At 58.0% G+C, this 13038-nt stretch carries 14 protein-coding genes; 7 read left to right on the top strand and 7 right to left on the bottom strand.

Annotated features, from left to right (window positions below; all coding sequences use genetic code 11):
- Positions 1-20 precede the first annotated feature (20 nt).
- Positions 21-1475, top strand: coding sequence for a betaine-aldehyde dehydrogenase (gene betB / locus FIU92_RS15280; RefSeq protein WP_152459431.1), 1455 nt, complete (start codon positions 21-23; stop codon positions 1473-1475).
- 579 nt (positions 1476-2054) lie between these two features.
- On the opposite strand, the gene FIU92_RS15275 is transcribed toward betB, so the two are convergent.
- From FIU92_RS15275 to fliL, 5 genes are read right to left on the bottom strand one after another with little or no spacing between them, the layout of a single operon-like run.
- Positions 2055-4190, bottom strand: a complete 2136-nt coding sequence (locus FIU92_RS15275) for a hypothetical protein (RefSeq protein ID WP_152459430.1) — start codon at positions 4188-4190, stop codon at positions 2055-2057.
- Positions 4187-5056 carry a flagellar motor stator protein MotA gene (gene motA, locus FIU92_RS15270; protein WP_152459429.1) on the bottom strand — a complete coding sequence of 290 codons (870 nt, stop codon included), beginning with the start codon at positions 5054-5056 and terminating at the stop codon, positions 4187-4189. The genes FIU92_RS15275 and motA overlap by 4 nt, the downstream gene beginning before the upstream one ends.
- 47 nt (positions 5057-5103) lie before the next feature.
- Positions 5104-5688: a MotE family protein gene (locus FIU92_RS15265; protein WP_152459428.1), complete on the bottom strand. Its 585-nt coding sequence runs from the start codon at positions 5686-5688 to the stop codon at positions 5104-5106.
- On the bottom strand, positions 5685-6161 hold the full coding sequence (locus FIU92_RS15260; RefSeq protein WP_152459427.1) for a hypothetical protein: 477 nt from the start codon (positions 6159-6161) through the stop codon (positions 5685-5687). Before FIU92_RS15260 ends, FIU92_RS15265 begins: the two co-directional genes overlap by 4 nt.
- Positions 6162-6170: 9 nt before the next feature.
- On the bottom strand, positions 6171-6668 hold the full coding sequence (gene fliL / locus FIU92_RS15255; protein ID WP_152459426.1) for a flagellar basal body-associated protein FliL: 498 nt from the start codon (positions 6666-6668) through the stop codon (positions 6171-6173).
- A gap of 119 nt (positions 6669-6787) precedes the next feature.
- On the opposite strand from fliL, the gene fliF reads away from it, so the two are divergent.
- Genes fliF through fliP form a run of 4 tightly spaced genes read left to right on the top strand, consistent with a single transcriptional unit; the run spans position 6788 to position 9975 of the window.
- Positions 6788-8371, top strand: coding sequence for a flagellar basal-body MS-ring/collar protein FliF (gene fliF / locus FIU92_RS15250; protein WP_152459425.1), 1584 nt, complete (start codon positions 6788-6790; stop codon positions 8369-8371).
- Positions 8371-8967, top strand: a complete 597-nt coding sequence (locus FIU92_RS15245) for an ABC transporter ATP-binding protein (protein ID WP_152459424.1) — start codon at positions 8371-8373, stop codon at positions 8965-8967. Before fliF ends, FIU92_RS15245 begins: the two co-directional genes overlap by 1 nt.
- Positions 8960-9247: a FliM/FliN family flagellar motor C-terminal domain-containing protein gene (locus FIU92_RS15240; RefSeq protein ID WP_152459423.1), complete on the top strand. Its 288-nt coding sequence runs from the start codon at positions 8960-8962 to the stop codon at positions 9245-9247. Before FIU92_RS15245 ends, FIU92_RS15240 begins: the two co-directional genes overlap by 8 nt.
- Positions 9247-9975, top strand: coding sequence for a flagellar type III secretion system pore protein FliP (gene fliP / locus FIU92_RS15235; RefSeq protein WP_152459422.1), 729 nt, complete (start codon positions 9247-9249; stop codon positions 9973-9975). Before FIU92_RS15240 ends, fliP begins: the two co-directional genes overlap by 1 nt.
- A 103-nt stretch (positions 9976-10078) precedes the next feature.
- Here fliP and FIU92_RS15230 read toward each other — a convergent pair whose 3' ends face one another.
- Entirely contained in the window at positions 10079-10678 is a 600-nt protein-coding gene (locus FIU92_RS15230) for a phospholipid-binding protein MlaC (RefSeq protein ID WP_152459421.1), read from the bottom strand.
- A complete protein-coding gene (locus tag FIU92_RS15225; RefSeq protein WP_152459934.1) occupies positions 10668-11438 on the bottom strand; it encodes a VacJ family lipoprotein in 771 nt (256 codons plus the stop codon). Before FIU92_RS15225 ends, FIU92_RS15230 begins: the two co-directional genes overlap by 11 nt.
- A 345-nt stretch (positions 11439-11783) precedes the next feature.
- On the opposite strand from FIU92_RS15225, the gene FIU92_RS15220 reads away from it, so the two are divergent.
- Together FIU92_RS15220 and FIU92_RS15215 are read left to right on the top strand one after the other, a co-directional pair.
- Positions 11784-12239, top strand: a complete 456-nt coding sequence (locus FIU92_RS15220) for a RidA family protein (RefSeq protein WP_152459420.1) — start codon at positions 11784-11786, stop codon at positions 12237-12239.
- The gene (locus tag FIU92_RS15215; RefSeq protein WP_152459419.1) at positions 12236-13003 is read left to right on the top strand and encodes a glycerophosphodiester phosphodiesterase family protein; all 768 of its coding nucleotides are present in this window, start codon (positions 12236-12238) and stop codon (positions 13001-13003) included. The genes FIU92_RS15220 and FIU92_RS15215 overlap by 4 nt, the downstream gene beginning before the upstream one ends.
- Positions 13004-13038 lie beyond the last annotated feature (35 nt).

The following is a 13038-nucleotide window of genomic DNA, read 5'->3' as shown; positions in this document are numbered from 1 at the left end:
GCGAAAGAAAAGGACACGGTATGAAGTTTCAGCCCCGGGCCAGCCATTTCATTGATGGCGAATATGTCGAAGATACAAACGGCGCGGCCATCGAAGTGATCTATCCCGCTACAGGCGAAGTGATTGCACGGTTGCATTCAGCGACGCCGGCGATCGTGGAAAAGGCTCTAAACAGCGCAAAAAACGCTCAGGCAGCATGGGCGGCCCTGTCCGGGACGGAACGTGGCCGCATCCTGCGCCGCGCCTCTGATATCATGCGCGAACGCAACTACGACCTGTCCGTTCTGGAAACCCATGATACCGGCAAGCCGTTTCAGGAAACCACAGTTGCCGATGCCACCTCGGGGGCCGATGCGCTGGAGTATTTTGGTGGATTGGCAGCCTCTCTGACTGGCGAGCATATTCCGCTGGGCGGGGGGGATTTCGTCTATACCATCCGCGAGGCGCTGGGCGTGTGCGTCGGGATCGGCGCCTGGAATTACCCCACGCAGATCGCCTGCTGGAAAGGTGCACCTGCACTGGCCTGCGGCAACACGATGGTATTCAAACCTTCGGAAACCACGCCCCTTTCGGCATTGAAAGTGGCCGAAATTCTTGTCGAGGCCGGAGCGCCCAAGGGTGTCTACAACGTGATCCAGGGATACGGTGATGTCGGTGCTTCGCTGGTCTCTGATCCGCGCGTGGCCAAGGTCTCTTTGACAGGTTCTGTGCCGACGGGCCGCAAGGTCTATGCTGCTGCTGCGGATGGCATGAAGCATGTGACCATGGAACTTGGCGGCAAATCCCCGATGATCGTCTTTGACGATGCCGACATCGAAAATGCTGTTTCAGGTGCGATCCTGGGCAATTTCTACTCTTCGGGCCAGGTTTGTTCCAATGGCACCCGCGTCTTCGTTCAGAAAGGTATCAAAGAGGCATTCCTGAAACGTCTGTCAGAACGTCTGGATCACGCGAAAATCGGCGATCCAATGGACGAGGACGTCAGCTTTGGCCCGATGGTCAGCGAGAACCAGATGAACATCACCCTGGGCTATATCGAAAAGGGCAAAGCCGAAGGCGCAAGACTGGTTTATGGCGGTGAACGGATCGAAAGAGACGGCTATTTTGTGCAACCCACGGTTTTTGCTGACGTCACGGACAACATGACCATCGCGCGCGAGGAAATCTTTGGCCCCGTCATGTCGGTGCTGGATTTCGAGACCGAAGAAGAGGTGATGGCCCGCGCCAATGACACCGAGTTCGGTCTGGCCGCAGGTGTCTTCACGAATGATCTGACCAGGGCGCATCGAATCGTGGCCGGATTCGAAGCTGGCACTTGCTATATCAACACCTACAACCTTGCCCCGGTTGAAGCGCCGTTTGGTGGATCGAAGATGTCCGGTGTCGGGCGCGAGAACTCGAAACTGGCGATCAATCACTTCTCGGAAATGAAAACCGTCTATGTCTCGATGAATGATGTTGAGGCTCCGTACTGAAGCAAGGACGGTTGTCCGCTGTTTTTGACGTCTCTGCTCCCGGTGCCCGGCACCGGGAGCAGAGAAAACGCCAGCCAGTGGCGTGCAATACTGCACTGGCAATACCGATGCCTGTCAGCGTGTCGGAAAAGGCGGGCTTGCAGAATTTGTGTCCAAAGACGTTGCCATCCCAAACCGGTTGGCCAGGTTTGATGAGGAGACACGTCCGCGAATTCTCTGACCACGGAACTCATTGAAGGCGTGGAACTTTTACCGCCGTCCTTCGGATGTGGCGTCTCGTTTTCACGCATCTGTCGTCAATGCCACGGCACCGGTTGCTTCACAGGCGGTCAGCCGTCGTGACCTTTGTGGTTGAGGAACGCGGCCTGAAGTTCGGCGGCCTGTTCTTCTGTGTCATGTCTGGAACACAACATCCTTGAAAGAAGTTGGAGCTTTTTTGCATCCCCGCCTGATCGGGCGTTCTGATTGGACCGGCTTTGAAGCAACGGCGCCGGGTTGCCAGCGGTTGAAACGCATCGCAGGGTATACCGGGACCGGCGTCCACTTTGCCGGGTGCGGCCGGAACAGCCGCGATATACGTCACTTTACCCCAACTGCGTTCAACATTTCATCGATCCGCTGACGGGCCGACTGGCTGTCCTTCAACAGGTTTTGCGCATCCGCCAGCGGTTTTTCCGCCAACCGTTCCGGCAGGTCAGACAAGGCTTGGGTCGTTTGGTTCAATGCCGCGTATTTCCCGCCCGCAGGTTCCAACCTTTTATCCGATACTCCGGCCAGCCAGAAGTACCGGTTTGCCGCTTCGTTTTGTTCGAGATCTCGGAGCATTTCGCCGGCGGCTGCAAAATCTTCTGTTGAAACCATCGCCTGCGCGCGCAAGGCGATCGCCTCTGCGGAATTGTCATCAGCCAGTTCCAGCAGGGCTTGATGAGGGCGCTCCGACAGCAAAGCGGCCCGAGCCCGCAACCGAGCCCGATCCGAGCGCCGAGACTGATCTTCCGGTCTGTTCGCCAGCGCGAATGTCTGCTGAGCAAAGCCCAGATCAGCAAGACGGCTTGCCAATGCAATTACAGTATCGGTTGTCAGCACTTCCGTCATGTCTGGCTGCATTACCTCCATCGTCTGGCGTAGAAAGGTTGCGTCGTCCGATCTCTCGGCAAGCAATTGCAGATGCCGATTGATCGCGCCGTCACTATCGGGTCCGGGTGGCTGCGCTTCGATCACGTCAAATGCGCGGTCGAATTCCTGGCTCAGGCTCAGAGCGATCGCATAGGTGCGGTTCATCATCGCGCCCAGCTCCGATCGTCTGAACTCGACCGCATAAGATGCCGCCAGATCAAGCTCCTGAAAAGAAACAGCTTTGCGTTCAGACCAACGTTTTTCCACCAGGCGCGCCAAAGCCAGCGGAGATTCAGCGGCGGCGTCGGTAGAGGTTATAACCTCGGTCAACAACTCTTCTTCACGGTCACTGTCCCCTTCCGCCTTGGCAACGCTGGCTTTGGCCTGAGCGACACGGGATGTCGTTTCCGGTTCAATCCGGTCAACCGACCGAAGGATTCTGCGGGCAGCCTCCAGTTGTTGTGCGCTCACCAGTATTTCTGATAACCGCGGCCCCAGCTGGCGGCGAAGATGATCCGGCAGTCTTGAATACGCGTTTTCGATTGCTTCCACGTTTGCGTCAGGTGCCAGTTCCCCATCGGACAACACAGCCCAAAGCGCCGCATCGCTGTCACATCGTTGCAGGTCGTTGAATGGATTCCTGGGCAGCGGCGGCCGGTTTTCTACAACCCGCGCAATTGCCGCAACGGGTTCGAAGCCCTTTGGCGGCTTCTCCAACAGCCTCAAGACACTCAACGCTTCGGCTCCGAAACCGAAAGAGGCGTAGAGCTTGGCCAGGTTCATGGCCTTTTCGCCGTCAAGTTTGTCAAACTCTTTGTACAGCCCAGAGCGGAGAGCTGATACCTGGTCCGGAAAAGGCGTGTCCCCTGACCAGGACGCAAAATTCAGCTCAGCAGTCGAGATGCAGGCCGGTCTGTGGTCGATTGGTTGCAGTTCTGCGTTCAAAACATTCTGCAAATCGTCCAGAACCGTGGTCAGACGTACGTTCGAACTCAATTGGGGTGGCACAGCGCTTGTGCCGGACGGGGCGGTATTGCGAGGCCCGACCGGAGCAAGCTTCAAGTCCAGCAACTTACGATCGGTCCCTTGCAGAAGACGAGTGGACAGCTGGTCTTTTATCCCCTGCTCAGTCATGGTGAGGAGCGGAAGATGCAACCCTGTCTCAACCGATGGCGGTTTGCCTTCGGCCGTTTTTCCGATCAAGGGTGGCGGTACATTCTCAAGAAGCGGCGGCAACAATTCCCCTGGCGCGATGTCCAGTACGATCATCGAGTTTCTGTACAGAAACGCCGACGCCACGCAGTCGCACCCGAACTCCAGTTCCAAAGCGCTGCCGGGGTTTTCCTGCGACAATGAGGCCAGGCGGTTCGTGGTCAAACGCCCAAAAACCGAGCTGGTTTTGAATGTGACATCGTCCAGGGCAATGGTAAGGCTGGCGCCGTTCTTCCGTTGCGCCAGCATCCAGCGGGTATCCGGTGGCACGTCGAAAACCAGACGTGTGAATCCGTCATGCTCACCGGATCGCACCACCACGTCCTGTGCGGTCACGGCAGATGCAGCCGTGACCAAAACAGCAATCAGAAACCCGATGCGCTTCATGCCGCAGCCTGCTTGAGCTCTTTCAATGCGTCTTCCAGCTCGGAAAAGCCCGGGCGGTTATGGGTTGGGGTGTTCTGGCGTCCGACTTCAATGCACATGGCGGCATTGTGGTTGTGCAGGTTGGCCACCAGTACTTCCTTGATCAGCTGATAAAAGTGGTTGTCTTCTTCAACCACGGCTTTCAGTTTGCCTGCGAAGGGGCCGACCAGACCATAGGCCAGAAAAACGCCCAGGAACGTGCCTACCAGGGCACCCCCAATCAGCTTCCCCAGCACTTCGGGCGGCTGATCGATTGATCCCATCGTCTTGATCACGCCCAGAACCGCAGCAACGATCCCCAGCGCGGGCAGGCCGTCTGCTACTGTTTGAAGCGCATGGCTTGAGTGCATGGCGTGATGAAAATTCGCCTCCATGCGCTTCTCCAGAACCTCTTCAACCTGATGCGGATCGTCATAATTCATCGCCGCCGACCGCATGGTGTCACAAATCAGGTCGACGGCCTCCTTGTCTGATTGGATCTTGGGGTATGCGGAAAACAAGCTGGAGTTTTCGGGGTCTTCTATATGCTGCTCGACCTCAACAGGGTTGGCGCGGGCAATGCGGATCAACGAAAACAGAAGGCACAGAAGGTCACGATAGTCTTCGGGCTTCCATTTCGGGCCCTTGAAAACCTTGGCCATGTCTTTGATCGTATGTTTCACGCCGCCCATGTCATTGCTGATCAGAAAGGCTCCTACGGCGGCGCCACCGATCATCATCATTTCGAAGGGAAGAGATTTCATGATGATGGTCATCTTGCCACCTGCCGCGAGATAGCCGCCGAAGACCATTACGAAGATGACAACAATTCCAACAATTCCAATCATTTGAGATCTCCAGATGAGTTCTGTGCGTTACCGGGCAACACGGGCGACTACTCCTGTGGGGCAGAGGCGTTGCGTCCGGCCATGACAACGCTGATCGTATAGGCCGCTTCGGGGCTCAGGCCCGCCAGTACGCCAGCCGCTGCGTCCACCGGCATGCGGGACAGGAACCCTGCGGCAAAGGTCGGGTCCATAGTTTCAAACAACGCGGCTGCGTCCTTGGGTTTCATGTTCTGGTAAACATCCGTCAGGCGCGCCAGATCGTTCTCTGCCGCCTTGTCCGCAACCGCCAACGTGGCACGCAGGGCATCTTCTGCTTCCTTCAGGGCCGTCAGACGCGTTTCAACGGCCTGGGTTGCGATCTCCAGTGCTTTTTCCTGATCGCGCAATTCAGCCTCTCGCTGTTTGACGCGTTCCTCCCGGCGCAAAAGCTCTGCCAGCACAACCTGAACATCGCGTGTTTCGGATGCGGCAGGCTTGTTTTCCACGACTTCGGGTGTCGCCGGTTTGGCGAGCGCGGGTCCTGCCTCCAAGCCAACGCGAATGGCTGCCGAGCCGATCATCAGCAATGAGATGACAGCAAGCACACCGCCGCGCGGGCGTGTATCGTGTTTGGCGTTGCGCGCAAGGCTCATGCCTGCGCCCCGTTTTGCTTGCGGTCATGGCGGAAGAACATCAGGCCCTCTGGCGCCTTGGGTTGCTCTTCACGCGCACCAGTTTCGGCCGGTTCCGCTGCTTTCTCGTGCTTGGTGCCCTGTTCCTCTTCAGGCTGGGGATCGTCTTGGACAGGCTTTGCCGTTTCCGGGGCAGCAGTTTCTTCTTCGGGTATGACATCATGCAGAGATGCCATCATCAGCTCTAGGTGCTGAGCCACGGTCTCAGCCCTTTGCGTCAGCGCCTTCAGCTGATCCCCCGATTGATCCGAGGCATTTCGCGCGCTGTCCAGGGATTTCTTCAGCTCTTCCGCCTGGGTCGACAACACGGCCACCGCGCCACCGACGCCTTTTTCAAGATCGGTGAACCGCCTGAGGCGGCGCGACAGCACAAAACAATAAAGACCCGCGCCCAACGCACCGGTGACCAGCAAAATATCCGCAATCAGCTCCAATTCCGCCTCCTAATTCAGTACAAATTCCATCACCAGCACATCGCGAACGCGCCCTTCGCCAACAACAATTCCAATGCGTCGCAGCAGGTGACCTCGGATGCGCGTCAATGCCAGCGAATCCTCAAGGTCCTTCAATTCAACAGCTCGCAGGTATCCGTTCAGGACATCCATGATTCGTGGCTGCATTTTTTTCACATCAGCTATGTACGGCGCGTTAACTTCGAGCTGAGCGTGGAACTTCAAATGTCGCGAATTGCCGGAATTCACCGATACAACAACCGGCGGCAGATCAATGAAACCGACATCCGTCAGCGCTTTGGCAGGTTCCTCTTTCGCCTCGTCCTTGCCGGCCTCAACCGCGGCCTTGCCACCCAGCGGAATCAATCCGGATGACGTCACGAAATACCCGCCCGCAGCGCCGGCGATGGCAAGAAGCATCCCGATCAGTATTCCCTTTTTCCCTTTTTTCCCGGTGGGTTCCGCCAGTTCGTCGGTTGCGTCGGTCATGACGTCCTCATTCATCCGTTCCGACCCCGTCATAACCGCGCAGGGACTAACCGATTGTTAAGAGCAATCGTCCAAACAGAGGGTGCGTCGGGCAGAATGCCGGCGAGTCGGAGGTGAGCGTGCAGCAGATCGGAACTGTCTGGGCTAATTTGGACAGGCGTAAACAAATCATCGTCGCCGGTGCGGTTGCGCTGGTGTTTCTGGGAATCCTTGGCATGTCGCGCCTCGTGACGGCTCCGTCCATGACGCTGCTTTATGCGGGTCTGGAAAGCGGTGCCGCCGGGGAAATAGTCCGCGCGCTGGACCAGCGCGGCGTCACATATGAAATCCGGGGCGGATCGATCTACGTATCCGGCGCGCAGCGCGACGAGCTGCGAATGACCCTGGCCAGCGAAGGCCTGCCCGCAAACGGCAACAAAGGGTACGAACTGCTTGATTCGCTAAGCGGGTTTGGCACCACCTCTCAGATGTTCGATGCTGCCTATTGGCGCGCGAAAGAGGGTGAACTGGCGCGGACGATTGTCGGAAGCCCGCATATAAGTCAGGCGCGCGTCCATATTGCCAACGGGACGGCAAACCCGTTTCAGCGCAGCGTGTCACCAACGGCTTCGGTCTACCTGGTGCCATCCGGGACCGAAATTACCGGGGATCAGGCCAAGGCCATCCGGTTCCTTGTTGCCTCGGCCGTCAGCGGCCTGACGCCCGAGAACGTTACGGTGGTTGATTCGCACGGGGCCGTGAATGGCGGGCAGGATACCGCAGCGCCTGCGGACACTGCGGACGACAAGTCGCGCCAGTTGCGGGAACGTGTTCTGCGTCTGGTCGAGGCGCGTGTCGGTACAGGCAATGCCGTGGTCGAGGTCAGTGTGGACACCGAAACCAACACGGAATCCATTCGCGAGCGGCGCTTTGACCCCAAAGGCCGCGTGGCGATCAGCACGGATGTCGAAGAACGTTCGGACAGCGCCCGAAACCAGTCATCGGATGTCACCGTGGCGTCGAACCTGCCGGATGGCGATGCGGCGGGCGGGGACGAATCGAACTCGACGGCTACCCAGACTCGTGAGCGGGTGAACTACGAAGTCTCCGAGACAGAGCTGGAAGTCCATAAGGCCCCCGGCGCGATCAAGCGTCTGACGGTTGCAGTTCTGGTCAATGGGAAAAGATCAGTGGACGCCTCTGGTGCCGAAGTCTTCACGCCCTTGCCCCAGGAAGAGCTTACCGCTCTGGAAGAGCTCGTGGCGTCGGCAGTCGGGTACGATGCGGCGCGCGGGGACGTTATCACACTGAAATCCATGGATCTGCCGTCGGTCGAACCACAGGGCACCCTGGTATCGTCGTCGCTCTGGCACAACGTCCATCTGGACGTCATGTCCTTGATACAGATGGCTGTGCTGGCTTTGGTTTCGCTCGTGCTGGCCCTGTTCGTGATCCGCCCGATCCTGACGAATGCGACACCGACACCGGCGCTGCTGGCGGCGGCAGGAGGGGCGGATTCGGATACCCTGGCACTGACAGGTGAAATCGCTCCGGAGGAACCGGCAGAGCTCTCGACCCTGCCGGCAGAGCGTGGTGTTCCGGCTCTCGGCTCGAACGCCACGGAGGATCCTGTCGACCGGCTGCGCGCCATGATCGGTGAAAAGCAGGAAGAAACTGTCGAGATCCTGCGCAGTTGGCTTGAAGAAGGTGAGGAGCGGGTGTGATGTCGATTGCTCATCTTCTTGAGGATTTCACCACCCAGACCGGTACGGGGCCTGTTCTGATCTTGAATGAGGACACGCTGGAAGAACAACGGCTCGCTGCCTTCGAAGACGGGTATGGGGCCGGTTGGGAAGATGCCTCGCGGGCGCAGGAGCAAAGCCGCAGCCAGATTTCGGCTGAATTGGCAAGGTCGCTTGAGGATATGTCTTTCACCTATCACGAAGCCATCGCCCGCATGACCCTGTCGTTGGAGCCCATGTTCACCAGCCTGGTTCAGACCGTACTGCCTGAGATGGCCGAGCGCGGCCTTGCAGCCCGCATCGTGGAGCAACTCTGTGAAATGGCGCGTTCGCGGATAGAGCAGCCGATGCAGATTTTGGTGCCGCCGGGTTGTGCCGAGAGTGTCGCAGCGCTGTTGCCGCAAGATCTGCATTCCACTCCTCAGGTGATCGAACACTCGGACCTGGAGCCGGGTCAGGCCCGCCTTCAGGTCGGCACGAGCCGACGTGAGGTTGATTGCACCGCTTTGCTCGCCGCCATCGAACAGACCTTTGACGCTTATGTCTTTGAGACAAGAGAGGCTTTGTCCAATGAATGACACCCAGATCCCGAAATCTGAAAAACCCAACCCCTTCGACTCGGTCCCGATTGAAGTGACCGTTTCCGTTGGTCGTGCGCGCCCATTGATCAAGGACCTGTTGAACATGGGAGAGAATGCCGTGCTGACCCTAGACAAACGGATCGAAGATCCGGTTGACCTCTATGTTGGGGATCAGTTGGTGGCGCGCGGGCTGTTGGAAGAAATGGAAGGCGATCAGGCAGGGCAACTTGCAGTGCGCTTGACCGAGATTGCGGATTTGCACAACGGAATCGGTTGATGCGCTATGTGCTCTGCCTGGGTTTGGTGGCCGTGTTGACACCCTCACTGGCCGCTGCCCAGGATTTGACCTTGTCCTTGGGCGAGGGCGGGTCGATTTCCGCCCGGACGATCCAGCTGATTCTGCTGATCACAGTACTGAGCATCGCTCCGGGGCTGGCGATCATGATCACCTGCTTTCCCTTCCTGATCACCGTTCTGTCGATCCTGCGGCAAGGGATCGGCCTGCAACAATCTCCGCCCAATATGCTGTTGGTCAGCCTGGCGTTGTTCCTGACCTATTTCATCATGGACCCGGTGTTTTCAGAAGCATGGGCGACAGGGATACGACCGATGATGGAAGAGACGATGGAAGTGGAACCAGCGTTGGAGCGCGCGTTGGAGCCGTTCCGTGCCTTCATGGCGGCCCGACTGGATGCGGATACGTTCTATGCCATGGCGGCTTTGCGCCCCGGTGGTGAGGCTATGGAGTTGTCCGCACAAGCGCCGTTGTCGGTCTTGATGCCGTCCTTCATGCTGTCGGAAATCGCACGGGCGTTTCAGATCGGGTTTCTGATTTTCCTGCCATTTCTGATCATCGATCTTGTCGTGGCTGCTGTATTGATGTCGATGGGCATGATGATGGTGCCTCCGGCCATCGTATCCTTGCCATTCAAGCTGGCGTTTTTCGTGATCGCCGATGGGTGGGCTTTGATTGCAGGCGCTTTGGTGCGCAGTTACATGCCGTGACCTCGACACGTAGCCGCGGCGCGCCGAAAAAACAGGTGGTCAGACGCCTCTGTCCCACTGTTGTCAAAGGCGTAATTCAATGCGTGGCCGCAAGTGAAACGGATCACCCTGTCTTTTTCAGGTCTTTGATCAACTGGTCCAGGTTGCCTTTGCGGGCGTCCAGCATCGCGCCGATTTCGGTGCGTTCGGTCAGCAACAGATTCACGCCTTCGATGAACATGTTGTAGAATTTTTCACGCCCAGACTTGTCCGAAACAAGGAACGTCACATCAAACGGCGCCGAGCCGCGCAGCTTGACCATTGTGCGCACTTCATATCCGGCCTTGATCTTGCGTGCATTACGCACGTTGACCTCACCGCCAATGAACTCGCGGAAGCGGCGACCATATTTGCGGGAGATATAGCCCTGAAAAGCCTTGGTGAATTGCCTTAGCTGGGATGGGGTGGCCGTACGGGCATCGGCACCGAGGGCATAACGCGCCATGATCGGGACGTCGGCATATTGCACAAAGATCTTCTCGAAATCACGCAGCATCGCATTCTCTGACTTGCCCGATGCGATAACCCTGTTGATGTCGTTGACCACACTGTTGACCAGTGCCTTGGCTGATGCCTCGGTCTGGGCAAATGCGGATTTGGGCAGGACCGCCAAGGCCAGACCAGCTGCGACAAAGCTACGGCGGTTCAACTCGTTATTCAGCATAGGGGTCCTCGTATGGGTCTAAATAGGGGTCCCTGACCGGGTCTGTACCGGTTTCTGCATAGGGGTCGGAATACAAATCCAGATAGGCGTCTTCGTCATCTCTCGCCAGTTCGAAGCGGCGGTTTTGCAGATAGATCAGGCGGGCCTGCGCATAACTGTCTGCGCTTTCATACAGAATCGAGTCCACGGTATCCGAGAACCGTCCACGATCGCCCATGCGGCGAACGACTTCGGCATAGACGCCCAGATTGTCAGCGGGCCGGACCGGGGCAAAATTGATCGGATTCGAGAACAGGTTGATCACCACCCCGATGGCATCCCTTTGGGTCGACGGGCCATAGAAAGGCAGTTCAACATAGGCCCCTTCGCCGACCCCCCAGACGTGCAGGGTCTCACCGAAATCAGTATCGACGGGCGGCAGGTTCAGCTCATCTGCGGGCGCGGACAGGCCAAAGCCGCCCACGGTCATGTTGATCACAAAGCGCAGCAGCGCATTGCCCATCTGTTTCGGGTTGCCCTGAAGCAGGTAGTCGACCGCTTGTCCGGGCAGCGAGATGTTTTCGGCGAATGTGCTGAAACTGGTGACCATGGGATCAGGAACGATCTTCACGTACCCTTTCGACGCAGGTCGAAACAGAAACCGGTCAACGCCCAGATTGAACTTGTGAATTCCCCGGTTCGCGTTTTCGTAAGGGTCAAACACGTCGCTGCGTGAGGCGCCCTCGGGCGGTGTCGTTGCACAGGCGGACAGAATGGCCATGAGTGACAGGACAACCAGGTGTTTCAGGCAAAATCTGCTCGACACGATCTTTGCTTCTCCCAAATGCCCGACATCCGTTCTGTCGGGCCAACAATCACAATTCACCAATACTAACACGCCGGTAAGGCACAAGTTCTTGTCACATAGTCGTTTCAGGTCTCAAATGAAACACCTAGCGTGTAACCTGTTCGTCAGGTCCGGGTAAAGCAATTGAGCATCTGCAAGTCATAATAAGTAAAGATATGCTCAGATCGCATGCAAGCCGGAATTTGCCGCATTCCGTCTTTCCACGGATGTGCTTCCCGGTTAGCGTCCGGCAGAGTCAATCAGGGAAGGACCCTCTCAATGAGCATCGCTGCAAAATTGGAAAGCCTCGGTGTCACGCTGGGCGACGCACCCGCGCCAGCGGCAAATTATGTGCCGTATGTACGTGTGGGCAATATCGTGTACGTGTCCGGCCAGATATCGAAATCAGACGAGCTGATCACCGGCAAGCTGGGCGATGACATGGATGTCGAGGCCGGAGCCGCAGCGGCGCGGGTCTGCGCGATCAATCTGCTGGCGCAGGTCAAGGCGGCCTGTGGCGGAGATATCGACAAACTGGTGCGTGTCATCAAGCTGACCGGTTTCGTGAACTCGACCGCAGATTTCACTGCGCAGCCGCAAGTGATCAACGGCGCATCCGACTTTCTGGTCGAAGCGCTGGGCGACGCCGGTCGCCACTCGCGTTCCGCCGTAAGTGCTGCGTCGCTGCCTTTGGGCGTGGCGGTCGAGATCGAAGGCATATTCGAGATCGAATGATACCGCCCCTGCCAGCTGCGTTTTTGCAGGCCCCGATTGCTCATCGGGCGCTGCATGACATCTCGAACAACCGCCCGGAAAACAGCCGGGCGGCCATTCGTGCCGCCATTGATGCCGGATACGGGATCGAGATCGATCTTCAGCTGACAGCTGATGATCGTGCCGTCGTGTTCCATGATTACGACATGGGGCGTCTGACCGGCCAGCCCGGGCCGATCCGGCAGGTGTCGGCGGCGGCGGCGTCCGAATTGACCCTTCTGTATGGTGATGACGGCATTCCAACGCTGGATGAGGTGCTGGATATGGTGGCAGGCCAGGTGCCGCTGCTGATCGAGCTGAAGGATCAGGACGGCGTTATGGGTATGAATATCGGCGCCCTCGAGCACGACACCGTGCGCGCATTGCAGGGCTATGACGGCCCGGTGGCCCTGATGTCCTTCAATCCAAACTCGGTCGCGGAACTGGCGCGGCTGGCCCCGCATCTGCCGCGCGGCATCACGACTTGCGCCTATGAGCCCAGTGTCGAGCTTCTGCCGCAAGACGTCTGCGACACCCTGCGCGATATTCCTGATTTTGACCGTGTTGGGGCCGGTTTCATCAGCCACGAGGCGGAAGACCTTTCCCGCCCGCGTGTGGCCGAACTGAAGGCGCAGGGCGTGCCGATCCTGTGCTGGACCGTCCGGACGCCCGAACAAGAGGCCGAGGCCCGCATGGTTGCCGACAATGTGACCTTCGAAGGGTATCTGGCTGCGCATTCAGCTTGAACCTTGCCGCTTCGGTCACAGATAAAGGGCTGGTG

Source organism: Ruegeria sp. THAF33, from assembly GCF_009363615.1.
Classification (GTDB): domain Bacteria; phylum Pseudomonadota; class Alphaproteobacteria; order Rhodobacterales; family Rhodobacteraceae; genus Ruegeria.
This window is presented reverse-complemented; position numbering and strand designations above follow the sequence as displayed.

Excerpts from the sequence above, each read along its gene's own strand:
- FIU92_RS15215 (WP_152459419.1), top strand. The coding sequence starts at position 12,236 with ATGATACCGCCCCTGCCAGCTGCGTTTTTGCAGGCCCCGATTGCTCAT.
- FIU92_RS15220 (WP_152459420.1), top strand. The coding sequence starts at position 11,784 with ATGAGCATCGCTGCAAAATTGGAAAGCCTCGGTGTCACGCTGGGCGAC.
- FIU92_RS15240 (WP_152459423.1), top strand. The coding sequence starts at position 8,960 with ATGAATGACACCCAGATCCCGAAATCTGAAAAACCCAACCCCTTCGAC.
- fliL (WP_152459426.1), bottom strand. The coding sequence starts at position 6,668 with ATGACCGACGCAACCGACGAACTGGCGGAACCCACCGGGAAAAAAGGG.
- betB (WP_152459431.1), top strand. The coding sequence starts at position 21 with ATGAAGTTTCAGCCCCGGGCCAGCCATTTCATTGATGGCGAATATGTC.
- FIU92_RS15245 (WP_152459424.1), top strand. The coding sequence starts at position 8,371 with ATGTCGATTGCTCATCTTCTTGAGGATTTCACCACCCAGACCGGTACG.
- FIU92_RS15265 (WP_152459428.1), bottom strand. The coding sequence starts at position 5,688 with ATGAGCCTTGCGCGCAACGCCAAACACGATACACGCCCGCGCGGCGGT.
- FIU92_RS15225 (WP_152459934.1), bottom strand. The coding sequence starts at position 11,438 with ATGGCCATTCTGTCCGCCTGTGCAACGACACCGCCCGAGGGCGCCTCA.
- fliP (WP_152459422.1), top strand. The coding sequence starts at position 9,247 with ATGCGCTATGTGCTCTGCCTGGGTTTGGTGGCCGTGTTGACACCCTCA.
- FIU92_RS15230 (WP_152459421.1), bottom strand. The coding sequence starts at position 10,678 with ATGCTGAATAACGAGTTGAACCGCCGTAGCTTTGTCGCAGCTGGTCTG.
- FIU92_RS15275 (WP_152459430.1), bottom strand. The coding sequence starts at position 4,190 with ATGAAGCGCATCGGGTTTCTGATTGCTGTTTTGGTCACGGCTGCATCT.
- motA (WP_152459429.1), bottom strand. The coding sequence starts at position 5,056 with ATGATTGGAATTGTTGGAATTGTTGTCATCTTCGTAATGGTCTTCGGC.